This window comes from Yersinia alsatica, from assembly GCF_025133195.1.
In the GTDB taxonomy this organism is placed as follows: Bacteria; Pseudomonadota; Gammaproteobacteria; order Enterobacterales; family Enterobacteriaceae; genus Yersinia; species Yersinia alsatica.
Genome location: NZ_CP104006.1, coordinates 160112 through 181207, shown reverse-complemented (window position 1 = coordinate 181207; position 21096 = coordinate 160112). Strand labels below are relative to the sequence as shown.

Genomic DNA, 21096 nt, shown 5'->3' with positions numbered 1-21096 from the left:
TGACTGAGGTACTTTCAGCCCTCGGGATACGGTTGTCGGAGCGAAGAGGCTGGCTTGTTAGCTTCCGCGATGCTGACGACAGTTAGGTGAAACATAGCTGGGATTATAAACAAATATTTTTTTCATAAAATCACATTACAGAAGAAACATTTCATTCTGCGATGAAGATCAAATAATCAGGCAAACAGTGAAACAATAAAAAGCTTGTCGAGCGGGCTGAATTGGCGCCAATTTCATCTGACAAAATATACATATAATTTATTGATATAATTATATTAAATTGATAATAAATATCGGCCATACCCCCTAAAAAAGTTATCAATAACCGACTTAATTCATTGGTGTAAGTCCTATTTTCATGCGTGATATAAGGCTTTTAGCCGTGTCACATAACCGGGGAATAAATTTCATTTAATCTTGAAATTGAAATATTTATTCCTCATACTGATTTCAGAAACGTTATTACAGATACATTTCATCGGTCATTGTCGGGGTTTGAATTAATACAGAAGGAAATGGGGATGGGTACACAACACAAAGTGCTGGACGTCATATGTATCGGGCGAATTGCCGTTGATTTTTATGGACAACAGATTGGATCCCGGCTGGAAGATACCAGCACATTTGCCAAATATTTGGGCGGGTCATCAGGTAATGTTGCCTATGGAACGGCAATCCAAGGCTTGAAATCAGGGATGTTGGCACGTGTCGGTGATGAACATATGGGCCGCTTCCTGCGCGAGGAATTACAGCGTGTTGGGGCCGATACCCGTTTTCTTATTACAGATAAACAGCGCCTAACCGCTCTGGTTATTCTGGGTATTAAAGATCAAGAGACATTCCCCCTGATCTTCTACCGTGAAAACTGCGCAGATATGGCGCTTACGCCAGATGATATTGATGAGTCTTATATTGCGTCATCACGCGCGCTGGCTATCACCGGTACACATCTTTCTCATCCAAATACGCGCGCCGCAGTGCTAAAAGCATTGGAATATGCTCATAAGCATGGTCTGCGAACAGCCCTGGACATTGATTATCGCCCAGTATTATGGGGCTTAACCTCTCTGGGTGACGGTGAAACACGTTTCATTGAATCAGAAAAAGTGACTCAGGAATTGCAGGAAGTTCTGCATCATTTCAATTTGATTGTCGGTACCGAAGAAGAATTCCATATTGCCGGTGGTAGTACCGATACACTGACTGCTTTGCAAAATGTACGCAAAGCGACACCGGCGACACTGGTCTGTAAGCGCGGCGCACAGGGCTGCTCAGTATTTGAAGCAGAGATTCCCAACAGTTGGGAGCAGGTCAAATTACATTCTGGCGTTCGTGTTGAAGTTCTCAATGTACTGGGGGCGGGTGATGCATTCATGTCTGGTTTGCTGCGCGGTTACCTTAATGATGAGGGCTGGGAGCAAGCTTGCCGCTATGCCAATGCTTGTGGCGCGCTGGTTGTTTCACGTCATGGCTGTGCACCGGCGATGCCAACTAAAATTGAATTAGATGACTATCTCAGCCGCGAGCATGCAGTTCCACGCCCTGATCGTGATGCCCACCTTAACCATTTACACCGGGTGACCACTCGTAAACAGCAGTGGCCGGAGCTTTGTGTGTTTGCTTTTGATCACCGGAAACAGCTGGCCGATATGGCTCGTGATGCGGGTGTTAGTGAAGAGCGCATTCCCAAACTTAAAACATTGTTGCTGCAAGCAGCTCAGCAGGCAGCCCAAGAGTCTGGGCTGGAGCATAAAAGTGGCATTCTGGCAGATACGACATACGGGCAGGAAGCCCTCAATACCATTACAGGTCAAGGATGGTGGATAGGCCGCCCAATTGAACAGCCAAGTTCAAGACCATTACGGCTCGAGCATGGCAATATTGGGTCCCAACTTATCGATTGGCCGCTAGAACATGTTGTAAAGTGTTTGGTTTTTTATCATCCCAAAGACAGCGCAGAGTTGCGCCAACAGCAAGATGAACTGATCCTGGATGTTTACCATGGATGCTGCAAATCAGGGCATGAACTGCTGTTAGAAGTCATTTTACCTGAAGACAATAAAGATAAAGATGAACGCTATTATATTGAAAATATGGCTCATTTCTATCAGTTGGGTATTCAGCCAGATTGGTGGAAGTTGCCACCTCTTAGTGCTGAAAACTGGCAACAAGTTGGTAAGTTGATTGAAACTCAGGATCCTTATTGCCGAGGCGTATTAATTCTGGGGTTGGATTCTCCTGAAGCCATATTAAAAGCGGGTTTTGCCGCGGCAGCACAAGCTCCCTGGGTTAAAGGTTTTGCCGTTGGTCGAACTATCTTCGGTCAGGCATCACGCCATTGGCTGCAAGGTGAGTTAAATGATGCTGAGCTCATCTCACAAGTGAAACAAAATTATCAAACGCTGATAGGTTATTGGCGAGACTATCGTCCGGTAGCCTAACGATAAAACAGTCTCAATGGCGCTGGTGTAGGAACATATCGGTGCCATTGTGCTGCCATCTGCGCTGTTTATTCCTCATTAGCCTGAAAAAATCCTGATTTTTGTCAAACTTAATAAAGTAATATCTTTAGGTTATAGGCATTTCCTTTAATATGCCTTGGTGGGCTGATTCAAGTTGCAATGAAATAAAAACAAATGCCAATATCAGTAAATGAAATTTTCCAACCACCTGTTAGAATACTTGATAGACATACCCAAAGAACTTGGCGTTGCAGATAAGTAGCAAACAAACTCATTCCGATGAACTTACTCAGGTAAGTAAGTTGGCGAGTGAAATGTAGCTGACACTGTTGTGACTTCAAGTACGAAGGGGATAACCCGAATTTTCCTCTGCCGTGGGCCTTAATGGATGAATAACCCGACTCAACTTTCATTGTTACAAGACCAAATTCGTCATCGCTATGAGACGCTAAGCAAGCGCTTAAAACAAGTTGCTCGTTATATATTGGATAACAGTAATAGCATTGCCTTTGATACGGTTGCTTCCATTGCGGCTCAAGCCAGTGTGCCACCATCAACCTTAATTCGGTTTGCCAATGCCTTTGGTTTCAGTGGCTTCAATGAAATGAAACAGGTATTCCGTCAGCACTTGATGGAAGAGACCGTCAACTATACCGAACGGGCACGGTTATTCCGCCAAACCTCAACCGATGGCAATACTGCCCCAGAAAAACCGGCTGAAATACTGAATGTATTTACCATGGTCAATGCACAAGCTTTGCAACAGTTGGCCGTGCAAACCAGTGCCGAGCAATTAGACAGAGCCGTTGAGTTATTGAACAACGCAGAAAATATCTATGTGATTGGCCTACGCCGCTCTTTCAGCGTGGCTTCCTACCTGACTTATGCATTGCGTCATCTGGAACGCCGGGCTTTCCTGATTGATGGGCTGGGAGGAATGTTTGCGGAACAATTGAGTATGGTGAAACCTAAAGATGTGGTTATCGCCATCAGCTACTCGCCTTATGCACAAGAAGCTTTAGAACTGGTGGAGTTAGGTGCGAAAAGTGGAGCTCAACAGATTGCGATTACGGATAGCCAGGTCAGCCCATTAGCAGCGTTTAGTGATGTGTGTTTTGTGGTGCGCGAAGCCCAAGTTGATGGATTCCGTTCACAGGTTGCTTCTATGTGCCTGGCGCAAACTCTTGCCGTCTCTTTAGCACTGAATAACGCAAAAGAGTAAAACTTCAGATAAGTCTTTCGGGCATCAACCTCGAGAATCTATTAAATGGGTAGGATCCAACCTACCCATTTAATTCATAATCTAATCATTACTCTCAAAAAGTGACTTACTCTTACTTTTTGCCTACCACTACTGGGTATTGATCACTGTTAATCCACGCATGATCTTTTTCCCAAGTAAACTTCCATAGCCGCACTGGCCCCGCCATAACATTTAAGTAATAGCTGTCATAACCTGCCAATGTTGCCACTGGATGGTAACCCTTAGGGACTTTTACCACGTCACGGTTATAGACTGGCATACATTCATCCAGTGAACGATCGTCGGTATAGACTCGCTGCATACAGAAACCTTGCTCTGGGTTCAGCCGGTGATAATAGGTTTCTTCCAAATAAGTTTCATCGGTTGCATTTTCCTGATCATGCTTGTGGCTTGGGTATGAACTGGTATTCCCTTCATCGGTATACACTTCAACCACCAGCAAACTGTCTGCTGGTTCATTATCAGGCAAAATATTATGTACCAAGCGCTGGTTACGACCCTTACCTCGCCGTTCCACACCGACATCTGCTGGAGTAATAAGACGAGAAGGCAGATGACCATGACCAGGAGCACGACAGACGGCCAGTTCTAAATCAGTTTCTGCCACAACGTTGACATGATCATGGTGTGGGACATAAACAGAGTATGGCGGTGTTCGTTCAAATGGGCTCATGCGTTTGCCAACATTAGGATATTCAGCGCGTTGCGTTGAAATTGAAGCAATCCCGGCAACTAATACCAGACAGAGTTCATTATTGGCACTGTCCAGATTCAGCGTTTTTCCAGCGGCAAGGCGATAGACATCAAACCCAACAAAACGCCAACCCGCATTCTCTGGCGAAATATGCTGAATACGCCCATCCGCATCCGGTGACTGACATTTGGCAAGCAGTGAAGACATAATGACTCTCCTGTTAACAACATGAAATTATGCTAGTGAACACCGCAAGCAACATTAGCCCAGTGTTGGCATACTATATTCAGAAACTGTCTGCTGACCTGTTGGCCAGCGGGCAGTTGTTGTTTTCATCCGCGTATAAAAACGCACACCATCCGTGCCATGAACATTCAATGCCCCGAATACAGAGCGCTTCCAACCACCAAAACTATGAAAAGCCATAGGGACCGGAACCGGCACATTGACACCGACCATCCCAGCCTGAACTTCATGCACAAACTGCCGAGCAAAGTGGCCACTACTCGTGAAAATTGCACTCCCATTACCAAATTCATGGCTATTCACGGTATTAATTGCCGTTTGATAATCAGAAACTCTGACTATTCCCAGCACTGGCCCAAAGATCTCTTCCCGGTAAATCTTCATATCTGGGGTGACATGATCAAACAGCGTACCGCCGACATAGTATCCCTGCTCATGACCTGCAACCTTATAATTGCGGCCATCTGTGATTAACGTCGCACCTTCTTTAACGCCTTGATCAATATACCCAAGGACTTTTTTCTGATGAGCTGCTGAAATTAATGGCCCCATTTCATTTTCTTCCCCGCCTTGCTGCATGCCAGGGCCGACACGTAAGCGAGCAATAAGAGGCTTTAGCTTTTCAATGAGTTTATCTGCCGTGCTATCGCCGACAACTACAGCAATTGGCAGTGCCATGCAACGTTCACCCGCAGACCCAAATGCTCCGCCCATTAGGGCATTTACAGTCGCATCAAGATCGGCATCAGGCATAATAATTGCTTGATTTTTTGCCGCCCCGAAAGCTTGAACGCGCTTACCATGGGCACTGGCAGTGGTATAAATATGTTCGGCAACAGTAGAAGAACCAACAAAACTTACCGCTTGAATTCGTGGATCAGTGCAAAGTTGGGCAGCACTTTCATTTGAGCAGTGAATAACATTGAATACACCATCAGGCAGCCCAGCTTCGGTCAGTAATTCGGCTAGGCGCACAGAAGCAGAAGGGTCTAGGGCTGGCGGCTTCAGAATAAAGGTGTTGCCGCAAGTTAATGCAACTGGGAACATCCACATTGGTACCATTGCTGGGAAGTTAAACGGTGTTATTCCAGCCACAACCCCCAAAGGTTGCATCATCGAGAAGCTATCAACACCGGTGCCGACATCTGCGGAATATTCACCTTTTAATAAGTGTGGAATACCACAAGCAAACTCGACGACCTCTAGGCCACGAGTGATTTCACCCAATGCATCGGAATAGACTTTACCGTGCTCACGAACAATTAACTCTGCCAATTCATCCCGGTGCTGTTCAATCAGCGCCTTGAAGTTGAACATAATGCGGGCACGGCGCAGAGGGGTAGTACGTGACCAGGCGGCAAACGCCTCATGTGCTACACCGATAGCCTGATGCACTTCCTCAGCGGTACTTTGCGTAACCTGGCCTTCAACTTTACCGTTGGCTGGATTATGAATATCGGCTGTCTGGTGGCTAGAACTCAGACAATTCTTCCCGCCAATAAAGTTACTCACAATTTTCATGTCTCACCCTCTTCTTAATAGCGGCTATCGCAAGGGTCATTGAAAATGGCTCTATGCCAGACACCTAACGGAACATGCGCTCAATCAGTAAGGGTTATCTTGTGGTAGAGCCAAGATAGCCCGCAAGGCGACCAGCCGCCAAAAAGGCGAAAAACCAGCCGATATGCAGACTCTATGCTATTGAAAAAAAAGTTTCAAATAACTTTCTTTAGAAATTTTGTTTTGTGCGATGCATCGCAAGTTCCTGCAAGCGGCTAACACGGACATAAAAATACTCAGAACATCTACGCAATATACTCATCCATCTGCATTTTCTGGATTTTACATCCTATAAAAGCTGTTAATGTAAAAAAAACCAGTGTGTTCAGGTGCCTTTCCGTCGCCTTAAATAGCTATTACAAGATTTTTTACTGCTTGATATTTGAGCTGGATCGAAAAATTAATGTTTCGTTATTTAATAAAAATGAAATGGATGTTCTTATTAAAATCAGTATGCACGTTACTTCAATCCAACTCTTGCCCTGCTTATTTCTCTCAACAGGTTAATGCAGCAGGTTGGCGACAAGGGACACTAAACGGAGTTTTTATGGCATATCAACAAAAAAGGAATACCGGTTATGTGTTGCGGATCTGCGGCATTGCCGCTCTCGGTGGCATCTTATTCGGCTATGACACCGCAGTCATTTCAGGTGCAATAGATTCACTGAAAAGTTACTTCAACCTTAGCCCGGCAGAAACGGGTTGGGCAGTTTCTAATGTTGTTATCGGTTGTGTCATTGGTGCGTTTATCTCTGGCCCAATTGCTGGTCGCTGGGGGCGCAAAAAAGCTCTTATGCTGGCAGCCGCTCTCTTCACTATTTCTGCCATTGGAGCAGCACTGGCGACGACGTTCACCGTCTTTGTTATCTATCGAATTATCGGTGGATTAGCCGTTGGATTGGCTTCGACGGTTTCCCCAATGTATATGTCTGAAGTTTCGCCCAAAGATATGCGTGGGCGAGCACTGAGTATGCAGCAGTTTGCCATTGTATTTGGGCAAATTGTCATCTTTTACGTTAACTATAAAATTGCCAGTCAGGCCACAGAGCTGTGGCTCATTGAATATGGTTGGCGCTGGATGATTGGCTCGGCAGTTATTCCCTGCGCGCTATTTTGCATCTTTGTTTTCTTTATTCCTGAATCTCCGCGCTGGAGTGTCATGGTCGGCCGAGAAGACCAGGCATTGGCTATGCTCACCAAGGTTTCTAATGCCAACCATGCTCAAAATGTATTGAGCGAGATAAAAGCCTCGCTGGCACAAGATAGGCAACAACATAAGAATCGGTTGAACTATGGTGATTACAGAGTACGTTTTATTATTTTTGTCGGTTGCATGCTGGCAATGCTGCAACAGGTAACTGGCGTCAACGTCATGATGTATTACGCCCCGGTGGTGTTGAAAGTGGTCACCGGTAATATGCAAGAGGCACTATTCCAAACGATCTGGCTTGGTGTACTTCAACTGGTTGGCTCGGTTATTGGTGCAATATTGATGGATCGTATGGGCCGTTTACCACTGATGCGCTTTGGTACCATTGGCACCATTCTCGGGTTATTGATCACATCCTTCGCCCTCTACAACCAGTCGACTGGCTATCTGGCACTGTTTGGCATGTTGTTCTTTATGATCTTCTACGCTCTTTCATGGGGTGTTGGGACTTGGGTGCTAATTTCTGAAATATTCCCCAACCGGATGCGGGCGCAAGGCATGAGTATTGCTGTTGGCTGCATGTGGGTCGCTAACTTCGCTGTCTCACAAAGCTTCCCAATGATGAATGACCAGCCTTACCTTTCATCTCAATTCCACGGTGCCTTCCCAATGTGGATTTTCGCTATCTGCTGCTTGTTCAGTTATTGGTTTATCTGCCGCTTTGTACCTGAAACCAAAGGGGTGGCATTGGAACACATGGAAGAAGCGATGCTGGCAAAAAGATCGAAACAACCTCTATCAACAGCAGTACCGGTGATTTCCGGCAGGAGCAAATAACATGTCTATTGCACAAAATCGTTTCTGTATTAATCGCAAAATAGCCCCCAACTTAAGTATTGAGAACTTTTTCCGGCTGGTTAAGAAGTGCGGGTTAAATAAGGTTGAACTGCGTAATGACATGGCAAGTGGCAAAGTCACTGATGAGTTAACGACAGAACAGTTGAATGCACTGGCCAACGAATATGAAATTGAAATTGTTACTATCAACGCGTTGCAATACTTTAATTTGCCAGAGTACCGTTCTGCGCTGCTGCAAGAGGCAGAAAGCATGCTAAAACAAGCGCAAGCAATTCATTGCCATGGCGTTATTCTATGCCCAAATTGTAGCGCCAGTGACCGGCGTTCAGCCGGGCAAAAAGAGCAAGACACACTAGATGCCTTGTTGTTGCTCGCCCCACTCTTTAAAAAATATCAGGTCACTGGGCTAGTGGAGCCTTTGGGCTTTGGTATCAGTTCATTACGCTCTCATCTACTCACACAATCCATCATTGGTAAATCGGCAGCCCCTTACAAAATGGTGCTAGATACCTTCCATTACTATTTGAGTGATATTGCTCAAGCCGAGTTTGATGCACACATTGACGTCAATACTATTGGTCTGGTGCATCTTTCTGGTGTCGAAGAAACACGGCTAAAATCCACACTCACTGATGAAGACCGCATCATGCTAAGTGAACAGGATAAGCTCAACAGTAAACAGCAAGTCATCAATCTTGAGCGGCTAGGCTATCAGGGAATATATGCTTTTGAACCATTCTCATCACAGTTAAATACCTGGTCAGAGGCTGATATTGAAAGAGAGATTCGCCACAGCATTGCTTACCTACAAAACTAACAGGCAAAGGTAGTCTCGATAGCAAATATCAACGGCCAAATTTAGTGTTCTGTATGGGAATTGAAAATGTGACATCGGGGTGCCTGGTTGTTAGGCATCCCGAAATATACTGGGTAACGTTTCTCTATGTATTACCGCTAAAAATCCTGTTATTGGATACTTCGACCGCGCCATCGAACAGCCAGACTTGCGGCGCCCGCTAGTGTAATCAGGGCAACAACACCGGCCCAGCCCATTTTTTCCAGCATCAGGCTGCCCAAGGCGGAGCCGGCAGCCATCCCAACAAACACGCCGGTAAATAACAGTGCATTGAGTCGGCTACGGGCTGCGGGTTCAAGGCTATAAATAATGGTTTGATGCGCGACTAATGTGGCCTGAACACCAAAATCAAAACCAACGGCGCTGACGACAATAAGCCCTATCTGAAGCTGGAATGGCAACAAAGGCAAAAGAAACAGCGCGGCAAACGATAATGTTGCCAGGCCTGCGCCAATTAAAGTAACCACTTGTGGTCCTCGGCGATCAGCCAATGATCCCGCTAATGGAGCAGCCAGCGCACCCGCAGCACCGGCAAGGCCAAACGCCCCTGCCACTGCGCTACCAAGGTGATAAGTATCCTGTAGCATCACTGCTAAAGTTGACCAAAATGCGCTGAATCCTACAGATAATAGTCCTTGTGATAATGCAGCCCGACGTAACTCTTTAAACTGTAGCCACAAATGGCTCATTGAGGTGAACAGAGCCGGATAACTCAGTGTTGAGGTTGCTGGCAACCGTGGTAAACCGCGCCAGATCACCAGAGTGATTAAAATTACTGACAGTGCGGCGCCCATATACAGTGACCGCCAACCGAAGTATTCAGCGACAAAACCACTCAATACCCGTGACAACAAAATGCCCAGCAGCAAACCCGTCATAACTGTTCCGACTGTTTTTCCGCGTTGGGCCGCCGAGACTAAGCTAGCGGAAGCCGGAACAATGTCCTGCGCCATAGTTGCCGCAATACCGATAACAAAACTGGTGACAAGTAACCCACTGATACCTGGGGCAAAGCCGCTAAATAACAATGCCATAGTCAGCAGAATACCTTTCAACAAAATGATAATCCGACGATCATGGCGATCCCCCAAGGGGGCCAGTAATAAAATGCCCAAGGCATAACCAATTTGTGTCAATGTCGGCACCATCCCTACCGCACCTACGCTGGCATGCAAATCACTACCCATAACGCCCAATAATGGCTGGCTATAATAAATTGATGCAACGCTAAGACCTGCGCCGGTTGCCAACATAAGAACTGTCCGTCCGGATAGGCTTTGCTCAATGCTTTCTGTGGGGCTTGATGTGGTTTGAATGACTGACATGATGGCTACCTGTAATGTGATTGAGGCTATATTTTTGCCTGCACAGACACATCGTGGTAGTCGCCCGAAGAGTAAAACTGTTATACGCTGTACGTATGACTGAAACTAATTTATCTGGCATTGACCGTATAGAGTTGATGCAAACATTTATTCGCATTGTCGAGGCGGGAAGTTTGTCCGGGGCAGCAGCACGTCTGGGCACAAGCCAACCAACAATTAGCCGCCGCTTGCAAACACTGGAACGTTTGCTGGGTTTGAAGTTATTGCAACGTACCACGCATATTATGAAGTTGACTGATGATGGCGAGCGTTGTTATTCCCACGCCAAAGAATTAGTTGCAAGCTGGAATGCCATGGAGGATGACCTACGTGCCGCGACAGATGAACCTAGGGGCTTATTGCGTGTATTGGTTCCGCACGCTTTTGGGCAAGATCAGTTAATCAAACCACTTAAAGACTATCTATATCGTTACCCGAAAATGTCGGTTGAATGGACGCTAAACGACCGTCGCCCAGATTTTATTGCTGAAGGTATTGATTGTGCCATTCAAGTTGGGGCAGTAACCGACCCTTCGGTTGTCGCCATTCTTCTCGCGGAAGTACCGCGCATCGTCGTGGCCGCACCGGAGTTATTAAACAACAAACCGCTGCCCACACATCCCGAACAATTGCTGGATTTTCATTGGATAGCATTAAATTCGTTTTACCGTAATGAAGTCGTTCTTAGTCATAAAACTAATGGCGAAATCCAGCGTTTTTCCATTGAACCACAGTTGAGTACCGACAGCCTGTATGCATTACGTAACGCTGCACTGGCAGGATTAGGAGCAGGGATTGCATCAACATGGGTAATCAGCGACGACCTGGCACAAGGACGATTAGTCCATCTGGCACCAGACTGGCACGGATTACCTTTACCCATCTATTTAGTTTACCCCCACGCCAGTTTTTACCCGGCCAGATTGCGCGCGTTTCTCGATATCATGCGCCAAGCCATGCCAAGTCTGGCGGGAACACAACTTCCGAGTAAGAAATCTAGAAGTACACCAAGGTAACGGTCATATTCAGATGAATCAGGGGCCAAATGCTCCCTGTTAAGATAATGCGTAATAAATAGTGTCAGGGTTCGCACGTTGAATAAAAATCACTAAAGTGTAGTAATTTCAAGCCGATAGTAACCAGTAAATTTCCTACTGGACGTATTTCTATGCATAAAATTTTGGCCTTTACACTGCTCGGTACGACGTTAATTTCTACGGGCTGCACTTCTCCTTTTCATTCAGCCCCGGTATATCAAGACCCCGTGGGAGAAGGGAATAATATCGCCCGCATTCGCTTTGTCAGTAACGTGACTGGCACATCAATCAAGGCAAAAGAAGACAACATCGATCGAGAACTAGTCCCGCATACTGCACTGGGGTTTTATAACGATACCCGCGATATAAGCATGCCCAAGCTGAGTTATCGCCAGCAGGATTATAAAAGTTATTATTTTGAAGTTCGCGTCAAAACCCAGCCAATAATCATCTCGATCACAACTGATGCAACCTTTCGGGGCCAGTGCCAAATGTCGGTATTGTTCACCCCAGAAGCAGGCAAGGATTACGACGTAAATTTTGATACAGGAGAACGAATTGGGAAGTGTATTTTTCATTTAAATCAAATTGTAACCGATCCTTCGACCAGTGTGGCGATTCTAAAACCAGTCCAATTTAAAAAGGTATCTACTTTTGTTGAAAATCCTTTTGAATAAGCGGGCTGCCTTCTTAGTTATTATCTTGCCTTTACTCCAGGGATGTCTCTTCGGTGAGGAACGCTCCCATGAGCAGGCTCTGGGAAATTACGACCAGGCGGCGCTGAAACATTGGTTAGTGCCAGGCAAGACAACAAAGAAGGACGTCCTAACACGCCTAGGGCCGCCGAAGGAACCCAGCAATTTTAGTCTTGCATTCACTTGGCACTATAGCTGGAATGAAAAAACCTCCACCTTGCTATTCCCCATACCAATTGTGATGAATCGTGGAACTCAACGCACTCTGGATCTGAGGTTTGCAGATAATAACACCCTAAGTTCTTTCACCGTCAACGAGGGTAAGCCTTAACTTAAGTAGAAGTTAACCACCCACTTAATGATGAAACCACTAAGACTGAGGCTACATCTCTACTTTCTCAGATTTCATCTCAGACAATAACCATAGTGAAAAATCCCGCATAGCCACTGTTTCTGTGCGGGATTGCAGACGAGTTAACCAATATCCGCCCAAGTTAATCGCCGTGCTAAAAGGTTGGATAATACGTTCGCTTAGTAACAGGTGTGCAAACATCGACGGTGGAGCCAGCGCAATACCTATCTCTGCTTGTGCCGCTTCCAGCATACTTACCGACGAGTCGAACATCATTATTTGCTGGGAGGGTGAAGGCACACATCCTCCAGCAGCAGCAAACCATGCCGACCATTCATCACGCCGATAAGAACGCAGTAAGGTAAATTTTTGCAGGTCATTAGGGTGGCGTAAACTCCCCGCCAATGTAGGAGCACACAGTGGAGCCAGTGGCGCATCGCACAAAAATTGCGACTCGGTATCATGCCAAGCTCCATTGCCATAACGAATAGCGTAATCCAGCCCTTCAGCCACGACATCAACACGATTGTTGTGCGTTGAAAGTAAAATATCGACATGTGGATAGCGCTGTTGAAAACTCTTCATACGCGACAATAGATAGCCGGTTGCAAAGGTTCCAACAACACCAACTCTGACTTTTTCGCGCATCACCCCAGCGGAAAAACGGTCGAGTGTGTCTGCGATACGATCAAAGGAATCATTAAGAATTGGTAGCAGATTTTCGCCTTCGGTTGTTAACACTAATCCACGAGAAATCCGAATAAAGAGCCGACAATTAAGGCGTTGTTCCAGCGCTTTGACCTGCTGGCTTATGGCTGCATGGGTAACATTTAATTCGATAGCAGCCTTAGTAAAACTTAACTGTCGGGCGGCGGCTTCGAAGGCACGAAGTGAATTTAAGGGAATATAACTGCGTACCATAGATTTATCTGTTAGTTTTTCTATTATTAAGTATCAAATATAATCGATTGTTATCCATAGTCAATCATCGCAGAATCGGCAGCGCAAAAGGAGCCACACTGCTTATCGCTTATTATAATTTATGGAAGATATCCCCATGTTAAAAAAGTCTATTATCAATACTTTGGTCTTTACCGCTATCGCAGCTTCCCCACTTTATACCTCGGCACAAACCATACTGACGGAACAGCAGGTTGCGGCTATCGTCAATAAAACTCTTAAGCCATTGATCGAACAACAGGAAATTCCCGGTATGGCCGTCGCCGTATTTTATGACGGCAAGCCGCAATTTTTTAACTATGGTGTAGCGGATATAAAAGCCGGTATTCCGGTGACTGAAAATACGCTGTTTGAACTGGGCTCGGTCAGTAAGACCTTTACCGGAATAGCTGGGGAATATGCCGCGCAAACCGGCATCATGAATCTTAATGATCCAGTGACTAAATACGCACCTGAGCTAACAGGACGTCAGTGGCAAGGTGTGAAAATGCTGCATCTGGCGACCTACACTGCAGGTGGGCTTCCTCTGCAGCTGCCTGATTCGGTTACAGACCAAAAATCACTGTGGCAATATTATCAGCAGTGGCAGCCAGAGTGGGCGCCTGGTGTAATGCGAAATTACTCTAATGCCAGCATTGGTTTATTCGGGGCGTTAGCGGTGAAAAATAGCCCATTAACCTTCGAAAACTACATGAAAGAGTCTGTGTTCCAGCCATTAAAACTGACACATACTTTTATCACTGTCCCTGAATCTATGCAGTCAAACTATGCTTGGGGATATAAGGATGGTCAGCCGGTACGCGTAACCTTGGGCATGCTGGGTGAGGAAGCCTATGGGGTAAAATCCACCACGAAAGATATGGTGAGATTTATGCAGGCCAATATGGAGCCAAACAATCTATCGGTCGAAAACGATAAGTTAAAGAAAGCGATAGTCGCAGCTCAATCTCGCTATTTTCAGGCTGGAGACTTGTTCCAAGGATTGGGTTGGGAAATGTATAACTGGCCTATCAATCCACAAACAGTCATTGCCGACAGTGGCAATGATATCGCCTTGAAACCACGTAAAGCCGAGGAATTGCTGCCACCACAGCTGGCAACACCGGCATCCTGGGTGCATAAAACTGGCGCGACCAATGGCTTTGGCGCCTATATCGTCTTCATCCCAGAGGAGAAGATCGGCATAGTGATGTTAGCTAACAAAAACTACCCGAATCCTGTCCGCGTGCAGGCAGCCTATAATATTCTTCAGGCACTGCGTTAAGGGTCATTCCGCACTGATTTCTTTATTGCCTCTTGCTCGGATATACCGGGCGAAGAGGCTTTATTGCACCATCGCAGTGGTTTTAGCGGGCTAATTTCATTGTGCCTGCTTCGCGGCCAATGCCTGCGCACAAGCCCAGGCCGAGCTCCAGGCCCATTGGAAGTTATAGCCACCTAACCAGCCAGTAACATCAACAACTTCGCCAATAAAGTACAATCCCGGCACTTTTTGGGCCTCCATTGTCTTAGAGGAGAGCTCTTGAGTGTCTACACCACCGATAGTGACTTCAGCGGTGCGATAACCTTCAGTTCCATTGGGCTGTACACGCCACTGCTGCAAGTTCGCCACTAACGTGGCTTGCTGCGGAGCATTTAATTGCTTTAGGGTCACATCTGGTAGCTGCTCCAGAGTCTGGAGACACTCTACTAACCGCTTCGGCAGCAGTTGAGCCAAGGTATTTTTCAATGTCTGATTCGGATGCGCCTGCCGCTCATTGTTCAAAAATGCATCTAAATCGGCATCAGGAAGTAAGTTAATGCTCACATACTCGCCAGCCTGCCAGTAGCTTGAAAGTTGCAAAATTGCCGGGCCAGAAAGTCCACGATGAGTGAATAAAATACTTTCCCGGAAACTGGTACCATTCTCTGCCGTGACCACTGCGGGCACTGAAACACCGGAGAGAGTTTGCAGATGCTCCAATAAAGGTTTGTGCAAGGTAAAAGGCACCAAAGCCGCGCGGGTCGGCAACACTTTCAAGCCAAACTGTTCGGCCAGCTTATAGCCGAATGGCGATGCGCCCAAACCAGGCATAGACAGCCCACCAGAAGCCACAACAAGTGAGTTAGCGCTCACTTTCATATCGTTGATATGGAGCAGGAAGCCACTCTCGTTTTTCTCGACCGACAGAACATCACTGCGCAGTCGAATGGTCACTTGCCCCAATTCACACTCTTTCAGCAGCAACTCAACCACTTGTTGTGCCGAGTCGTCGCAAAATAGCTGCCCTAATGTTTTTTCATGCCAGGCGATACCATAGCGATTCATCAGGTCGATAAAATCCCATTGGGTATAACGCGCCAAAGCAGATTTACAGAAATGAGGGTTTTGTGAAAGATAGGCGGCGGGTTCTACAAACATATTAGTAAAATTACAGCGGCCACCGCCAGACATCAGAATCTTGCGCCCAGCTTTTTTACCGTTATCCACTAATAGCACCCGGCATCCTGCTTGCCCGGCCTGAGCCGCACAGAATAGCCCCGCGGCACCTGCACCTATCACTACCACATCAAACTGTTCCACACTGAGCCTCATTGAGTCAGAAAATCATTGCTGCAAAATCGTCCGCTTTTAGTCGGTTTGCGTATTATTGAGTTCATTCGACCGACAAATTTGCGGCGAGAGATTGTAAGTCGCCCACCGACAGGAAGCCATAGTAAGAAAATGTCTCATACGGTAAAACTAAGTAACCTGCTGATATAACATGCATATGTTGTGCAAAAGGACGATCTAGTCCGCGGTCATGTCAAAAAAAGGTCATATTTTCCTTTTCCCCACCCCCCATTGTCACTGATAATGCGCCGCGTTCATGTCCACAAACTGGCGTAACGCTTATGCTACATCTTTTCGCTGGCCTGGATTTCCATACCGGCCTAATGTTAGTTCTTGCTTTGTTGTTCGTGCTGTTTTACGAAGCCATCAATGGTTTTCATGATACAGCCAATGCGGTCGCGACCGTAATTTATACCCGTGCCATGCGTTCCCAGGTGGCTGTCGTGATGGCAGGGGTGTTTAACTTCCTCGGCGTGATGCTGGGCGGTTTGAGCGTGGCGTATGCCATTGTTCACCTATTGCCTACTGATCTGCTGTTAAACGTCAGTTCGGCACATGGGTTGGCCATGGTCTTCTCTATGCTGCTGGCCGCGATTATCTGGAATTTGGGCACTTGGTATTTTGGTATCCCAGCGTCCAGTTCACATACGCTGATTGGTGCAATCATCGGTATTGGTTTAACCAATGCATTAATGACCAGTACATCTGTAGTAGATGCGCTGAACGTTCCTAAGATGATTCAAATCTTCCTGTCATTAATCCTGTCCCCGATTGTGGGTCTGGTTATTGCTGGGTTGATGGTGTTCCTGCTACGTCGTTACTGGAACGGAACCAAGAAGCAGCAACGTATTCACCTGACTCCCGCTGAACGTGAAAAGAAAGACGGTAAACGTAAACCGCCATTCTGGACCCGTACTGCACTGATCTTATCGGCTATTGGCGTGAGTTTCTCTCACGGCGCTAACGATGGTCAGAAAGGGATTGGCTTGATCATGCTGGTATTAATCGGTGTGGCTCCGGCTGGGTTTGTCGTGAATATGAGTGCTACCGGCTATGATATTGCCCGCACCCGCGATGCAGTGACTCATCTGCAACAATATTATCAGCAGCATATTGAGGCCTTACCTCATGCTGTCGCGCTGAAGCCATTGGTACCGACACCAGAAACATTGCCGAATACACCAGCACAGTTCCACTGTGATAGCTCACGCGCCATGATAGCCATTGACCAAGCACAAACACTGCTGGCTAATCTGCAAAGCTATGACGACCTGACGGTTGACCAACGCAGCCATATGCGTCGCTTGCTGATGTGTGTCGCCGAAACCGCAGGAATTGTGGCTAAACTGCCAGAAACCAGTGCTCAAGACCGTCGTTTCCTCAACAATCTACGCACAGATTTGTTGGAAACAGTGGAATATGCACCAACCTGGATTATCGTTGCCGTCGCTCTGGCCCTCTCTTTGGGTACCATGGTTGGCTGGAAACGTGTTGCAGTGACCATCGGTGAGAAAATCGGTAAGAAAGGCATGACCTATGCCCAAGGGGTTTCTGCCCAGATGACTGCTGCGGTCTCGATTGGTATTGCCAGTTACACCGGTATGCCAGTGTCGACAACCCAAGTGCTCTCTTCCGCTGTTGCCGGTACCATGTTGGTTGATGGTGGTGGTGTACAGAGTAAGACGGTGAAGAACATTATGTTGGCGTGGGTGTTAACCTTGCCAATCTCTATTCTTCTCTCCGGCGGGTTGTATTGGATTGCATTGAAGTTTATCTAAATCCAGCGAATGTATTACTGTCATAGTGCGCCTTAGCGCGAAACTGTGATGATACTGAACGGTAATAGCACCGTGCAGTAATGGTAAATAAAAGGCGGCCTTATTAGGTCGCCTTTTTAAATACTGTTATGCCAAGATTTCATACTAATACCACAACATTAGTCCCACCAGACTGACCACGACCAAACCACAAAGTGCACTGGTCAGTATAAATTGCCCACGTAATCTCTCACAGCGGCGGATAAACTCCGGATCATGGTGATCAAGATAGCGTTGAGCAAAGATATAACCGACTAATCTAATCTGTTTGCTCGGCTGGCCATGGGAGGTAAAAAATCCACCGCCATCAACATATTGATACAGCAACGGGTCGCAACCACGCAATACCACCAACAAAGCACGTAGTGATGAATAATAACGTGCCATATTAATCACACATACCACACACAGAGCCCAAAAAAGCGCGACGGTACTGATCATAATCATCCTCCCAGCGATATCACACGCATTAGGTCAGTGACCTGAACCTGCTACGCCATCGCTCACTCTAGCCGATATAAACACCCCCAGGGCCTCAAAAGCCACCCCCTATCGTTCGCTTTTTGACTGTGGTTCGATGCATTTTCGCACGACACACGATCCGAACGTGTAGGACTCCCTTAATGAGTGTAGGAAATGAAATGAAAAATAGCCTGATAATCGCTAAATTAAGCCAATTTTGGCCTTTGTTAAGTATCGATTAGTATTAACTTATATCGAATTTTTCTGGCTAGAGAATACAATTAGTCCGCACAAACCTTGCCTAAATATTAATCTTTCTTAACTAAATTATCTGAATTTCACCTCTGATATTCGTAAGCTACATTTGCATCACAAATATGAAATTCCGTCCCTCAGGATGCTTTTTCGGCGCTATACTTGACGTAATGATCTGCTTTAAATTCAATCAATATAGCAATGTGCCAAGGTAATCAGCGGTAGAATTTAGTCACCGCTTGGTGTAAAAAGACATACGCCTACTTTAGTGATCATCATCAAAACAGTGTGTTGTGATCCGTGAAACACTTCAGTTAAGGGTCATAATGCTACTATGTAGATATCGCGTTAGCACCCGTTCAACAGGTTGAATGTTTGCTTACCCATTAATTAACATTATGGAAGGAGTTTACTTATGGCTTACAAACACATTCTGATTGCGGTTGACCTATCTCCGGAAAGTAAGGTGTTGGTGGAAAAAGCGGTCTCCATGGCCAAACCGTACAATGCCAAAGTTTCCCTGATCCATGTTGATGTTAACTACTCAGATCTCTATACCGGTCTGATCGACGTTAATCTTGGCGATATGCAAAAACGCATTTCTGAAGAAACTCACCATGCATTGACCGAACTTTCGCAAAATGCAGGCTATCCGATCGAGCAAACCCTGAGTGGTAGTGGCGATTTGGGTCAGGTATTGGTTGATGCAATTAAGAAATATGATATGGACTTGGTATTATGCGGTCATCATCAGGATTTCTGGAGCAAGTTGATGTCTTCAGCACGCCAACTGATCAATACCGTCCATGTTGATATGCTCATCGTGCCACTGCGCGATGATGAAAATGGTGAAGACGATTAAGCATCAATAACGTCATCCCCCTCGCGCCCGCCTTTTGCGGGCGTTTTTTTTTGCATGTTTTAGAGTAAAGCCCCGCCCACCGCAGCTAACCACTCATTGATAACCCTGCTAAGTTTTTTGTCAAAATCCCTTGCTGTGTGAATATAAACCAATGATATAGTCAAGGATGCACAACATCGTCTCCTCACAGTTTTAATAATAATAATTCGTCAGGAGAGTCTTAATTGGTACAAGGAATTATTAGTGATGAATGGTTTAACCTCTCTGGAGTCGTTTTTAGAATCTTTACAACAACGTGATGCCAACCAACCAGAATATCTCCAAGCCGTCCGTGAAGTATTTACGTCACTTTGGCCCTTTCTGGAGCAAAACCCGCATTACCGTGAACAAAGCCTGCTGGAGCGTTTAGTCGAGCCAGAGCGCGTCATTCAATTCCGTGTGGCCTGGACTGATGATCAAGGTAAAGTTCAGGTTAACCGTGCTTGGCGTGTTCAATTTAACTCGGCGATCGGCCCTTATAAGGGCGGGATGCGTTTCCACCCTTCAGTAAACTTATCAATTCTTAAGTTCCTGGGTTTTGAACAGACATTCAAAAATGCCCTGACCACATTGCCAATGGGTGGCGGCAAAGGCGGCTCTGATTTTAATCCGAAAGGAAAAAGCCAGGCTGAAGTGATGCGTTTTTGCCAGGCACTGATGACCGAACTTTTCCGTCATCTTGGCCCAGATACTGATGTTCCTGCGGGTGATATTGGTGTTGGCGGCCGTGAAGTGGCCTTTATGTCCGGTATGATGAAGAAATTGTCCAATAACACCGCCTGTGTTTTCACTGGCAAAGGGCTTTCTTTCGGCGGCAGTTTGATTCGCCCAGAAGCAACCGGTTACGGTTTGGTTTATTTCACTGATGCCATGCTAAAACGTCATGGTTTAGGTTTTGAAGGTAGAAAAGTCTCTGTTTCCGGTGCCGGTAACGTTGCTCAATATACTATCGAAAAAGCCATGGAACTGGGTGCTCGCGTGATTACGGCTTCCGACTCAGGCGGTACCGTGGTGGATGAGGCCGGTTTCACACCAGAAAAATTAGCTCATCTGGCTGAGATTAAAAACAAACGTTATGGTCGCATTGAAGATTATGCCCGTGAACGTAATCTGGTCTATTTAGCTGATCAACAGCCGTGGAGCGTGCCGGTTGATATCGCTTTACCTTGTGCAACCCAGAACGAGCTGGATTTACCTGCCGCTCGCCAGCTGATTGCTAATGGGGTTAAAGCGGTTGCCGAAGGCGCGAATATGCCGACGACGATCCAAGCCACCGATGCTTTCCTGGAAGCTGGCGTGCTATTCGCTCCGGGCAAAGCAGCCAATGCCGGCGGTGTTGCCACATCTGGCCTGGAAATGGCACAGAATGCGGCTCGACTGAGCTGGAAGTCAGAAAAAGTTGATGTGCGCTTGCACCACATTATGCTGGATATTCACCAATCCTGTGTTGAATATGGCGGTGAAGGTAAGCAAACCCACTATGTACACGGCGCAAATATTGCGGCCTTTGTCAAAGTGGCGGATGCTATGCTGGCTCAAGGCGTGCTGTAAATAAATACCCACTCCCATA

At 46.4% G+C, this 21096-nt stretch carries 16 protein-coding genes; 10 read left to right on the top strand and 6 right to left on the bottom strand.

Annotation, left to right across the window (positions count from 1 at the left end):
* The first annotated feature begins 521 nt into the window (after nt 1–521).
* Entirely contained in the window at nt 522–2441 is a 1920-nt protein-coding gene (locus N0H69_RS00720; RefSeq protein ID WP_050152321.1) for a bifunctional 5-dehydro-2-deoxygluconokinase/5-dehydro-2-deoxyphosphogluconate aldolase, read from the top strand.
* A gap of 409 nt (nt 2442–2850) precedes the next feature.
* Nucleotides 2851–3684, top strand: coding sequence for a MurR/RpiR family transcriptional regulator (locus N0H69_RS00715; protein WP_004707148.1), 834 nt, complete (start codon nt 2851–2853; stop codon nt 3682–3684).
* A gap of 112 nt (nt 3685–3796) precedes the next feature.
* On the opposite strand, the gene iolB is transcribed toward N0H69_RS00715, so the two are convergent.
* Nucleotides 3797–4627 (bottom strand): 5-deoxy-glucuronate isomerase, encoded by an 831-nt coding sequence (iolB, locus tag N0H69_RS00710; RefSeq protein WP_050152320.1) that lies wholly within the window; start codon nt 4625–4627, stop codon nt 3797–3799.
* Between the two features lie 54 nt (nt 4628–4681).
* On the bottom strand, nt 4682–6187 hold the full coding sequence (locus N0H69_RS00705; RefSeq protein WP_050152319.1) for a CoA-acylating methylmalonate-semialdehyde dehydrogenase: 1506 nt from the start codon (nt 6185–6187) through the stop codon (nt 4682–4684).
* A gap of 586 nt (nt 6188–6773) precedes the next feature.
* On the opposite strand from N0H69_RS00705, the gene N0H69_RS00700 reads away from it, so the two are divergent.
* The gene (locus tag N0H69_RS00700) at nt 6774–8213 is read left to right on the top strand and encodes a sugar porter family MFS transporter (protein WP_050152318.1); all 1440 of its coding nucleotides are present in this window, start codon (nt 6774–6776) and stop codon (nt 8211–8213) included.
* 1 nt (nt 8214) lies between these two features.
* A complete protein-coding gene (locus N0H69_RS00695; RefSeq protein ID WP_050152317.1) occupies nt 8215–9051 on the top strand; it encodes a TIM barrel protein in 837 nt (278 codons plus the stop codon).
* Between the two features lie 149 nt (nt 9052–9200).
* Here the strand turns inward: N0H69_RS00695 and N0H69_RS00690 are convergent, their stop codons facing one another.
* The gene (locus tag N0H69_RS00690) at nt 9201–10415 is read right to left on the bottom strand and encodes an MFS transporter (protein WP_050152316.1); all 1215 of its coding nucleotides are present in this window, start codon (nt 10413–10415) and stop codon (nt 9201–9203) included.
* Between the two features lie 95 nt (nt 10416–10510).
* On the opposite strand from N0H69_RS00690, the gene N0H69_RS00685 reads away from it, so the two are divergent.
* On the top strand, nt 10511–11470 hold the full coding sequence (locus tag N0H69_RS00685) for a LysR family transcriptional regulator (protein WP_050152315.1): 960 nt from the start codon (nt 10511–10513) through the stop codon (nt 11468–11470).
* 152 nt (nt 11471–11622) lie between these two features.
* On the top strand, nt 11623–12168 hold the full coding sequence (locus N0H69_RS00680) for a hypothetical protein (RefSeq protein WP_050152314.1): 546 nt from the start codon (nt 11623–11625) through the stop codon (nt 12166–12168).
* 400 nt (nt 12169–12568) lie between these two features.
* Here N0H69_RS00680 and ampR read toward each other — a convergent pair whose 3' ends face one another.
* The gene (gene ampR, locus N0H69_RS00675; protein WP_050152313.1) at nt 12569–13459 is read right to left on the bottom strand and encodes a LysR family transcriptional regulator AmpR; all 891 of its coding nucleotides are present in this window, start codon (nt 13457–13459) and stop codon (nt 12569–12571) included.
* 136 nt (nt 13460–13595) lie between these two features.
* Here ampR and ampC point away from each other — a divergent pair, with 136 nt between their 5' ends.
* Nucleotides 13596–14762 carry a class C beta-lactamase gene (ampC, locus tag N0H69_RS00670; RefSeq protein ID WP_072077720.1) on the top strand — a complete coding sequence of 389 codons (1167 nt, stop codon included), beginning with the start codon at nt 13596–13598 and terminating at the stop codon, nt 14760–14762.
* 96 nt (nt 14763–14858) lie between these two features.
* Here ampC and N0H69_RS00665 read toward each other — a convergent pair whose 3' ends face one another.
* Nucleotides 14859–16061, bottom strand: coding sequence for a BaiN/RdsA family NAD(P)/FAD-dependent oxidoreductase (locus N0H69_RS00665; RefSeq protein WP_050152311.1), 1203 nt, complete (start codon nt 16059–16061; stop codon nt 14859–14861).
* 311 nt (nt 16062–16372) lie between these two features.
* Between N0H69_RS00665 and pitA the strand changes: the two genes are divergently transcribed.
* Nucleotides 16373–17869 (top strand): inorganic phosphate transporter PitA, encoded by a 1497-nt coding sequence (gene pitA, locus N0H69_RS00660; RefSeq protein WP_050110708.1) that lies wholly within the window; start codon nt 16373–16375, stop codon nt 17867–17869.
* Nucleotides 17870–18013: 144 nt separating this feature from the next.
* Here the strand turns inward: pitA and uspB are convergent, their stop codons facing one another.
* Nucleotides 18014–18349 (bottom strand): universal stress protein UspB, encoded by a 336-nt coding sequence (gene uspB, locus N0H69_RS00655; RefSeq protein ID WP_005187112.1) that lies wholly within the window; start codon nt 18347–18349, stop codon nt 18014–18016.
* 691 nt (nt 18350–19040) lie between these two features.
* On the opposite strand from uspB, the gene uspA reads away from it, so the two are divergent.
* Complete coding sequence (uspA, locus tag N0H69_RS00650; protein WP_050110710.1) at nt 19041–19487, top strand: universal stress protein UspA; 447 nt, start codon at nt 19041–19043, stop codon at nt 19485–19487.
* A gap of 246 nt (nt 19488–19733) precedes the next feature.
* Nucleotides 19734–21077 carry an NADP-specific glutamate dehydrogenase gene (gene gdhA, locus N0H69_RS00645; protein ID WP_050110411.1) on the top strand — a complete coding sequence of 448 codons (1344 nt, stop codon included), beginning with the start codon at nt 19734–19736 and terminating at the stop codon, nt 21075–21077.
* The last annotated feature ends 19 nt before the right edge of the window (nt 21078–21096 follow it).

What these genes read in the sequence shown, in the direction of transcription:
- N0H69_RS00720 (WP_050152321.1), top strand. Translation starts at nt 522, where the DNA reads ATGGGTACACAACACAAAGTGCTGGACGTCATATGTATCGGGCGAATT.
- N0H69_RS00715 (WP_004707148.1), top strand. Translation starts at nt 2,851, where the DNA reads ATGAATAACCCGACTCAACTTTCATTGTTACAAGACCAAATTCGTCAT.
- iolB (WP_050152320.1), bottom strand. Translation starts at nt 4,627, where the DNA reads ATGTCTTCACTGCTTGCCAAATGTCAGTCACCGGATGCGGATGGGCGT.
- N0H69_RS00705 (WP_050152319.1), bottom strand. Translation starts at nt 6,187, where the DNA reads ATGAAAATTGTGAGTAACTTTATTGGCGGGAAGAATTGTCTGAGTTCT.
- N0H69_RS00700 (WP_050152318.1), top strand. Translation starts at nt 6,774, where the DNA reads ATGGCATATCAACAAAAAAGGAATACCGGTTATGTGTTGCGGATCTGC.
- N0H69_RS00695 (WP_050152317.1), top strand. Translation starts at nt 8,215, where the DNA reads ATGTCTATTGCACAAAATCGTTTCTGTATTAATCGCAAAATAGCCCCC.
- N0H69_RS00690 (WP_050152316.1), bottom strand. Translation starts at nt 10,415, where the DNA reads ATGTCAGTCATTCAAACCACATCAAGCCCCACAGAAAGCATTGAGCAA.
- N0H69_RS00685 (WP_050152315.1), top strand. Translation starts at nt 10,511, where the DNA reads ATGACTGAAACTAATTTATCTGGCATTGACCGTATAGAGTTGATGCAA.
- N0H69_RS00680 (WP_050152314.1), top strand. Translation starts at nt 11,623, where the DNA reads ATGCATAAAATTTTGGCCTTTACACTGCTCGGTACGACGTTAATTTCT.
- ampR (WP_050152313.1), bottom strand. Translation starts at nt 13,459, where the DNA reads ATGGTACGCAGTTATATTCCCTTAAATTCACTTCGTGCCTTCGAAGCC.
- ampC (WP_072077720.1), top strand. Translation starts at nt 13,596, where the DNA reads ATGTTAAAAAAGTCTATTATCAATACTTTGGTCTTTACCGCTATCGCA.
- pitA (WP_050110708.1), top strand. Translation starts at nt 16,373, where the DNA reads ATGCTACATCTTTTCGCTGGCCTGGATTTCCATACCGGCCTAATGTTA.
- uspB (WP_005187112.1), bottom strand. Translation starts at nt 18,349, where the DNA reads ATGATCAGTACCGTCGCGCTTTTTTGGGCTCTGTGTGTGGTATGTGTG.
- uspA (WP_050110710.1), top strand. Translation starts at nt 19,041, where the DNA reads ATGGCTTACAAACACATTCTGATTGCGGTTGACCTATCTCCGGAAAGT.
- gdhA (WP_050110411.1), top strand. Translation starts at nt 19,734, where the DNA reads ATGAATGGTTTAACCTCTCTGGAGTCGTTTTTAGAATCTTTACAACAA.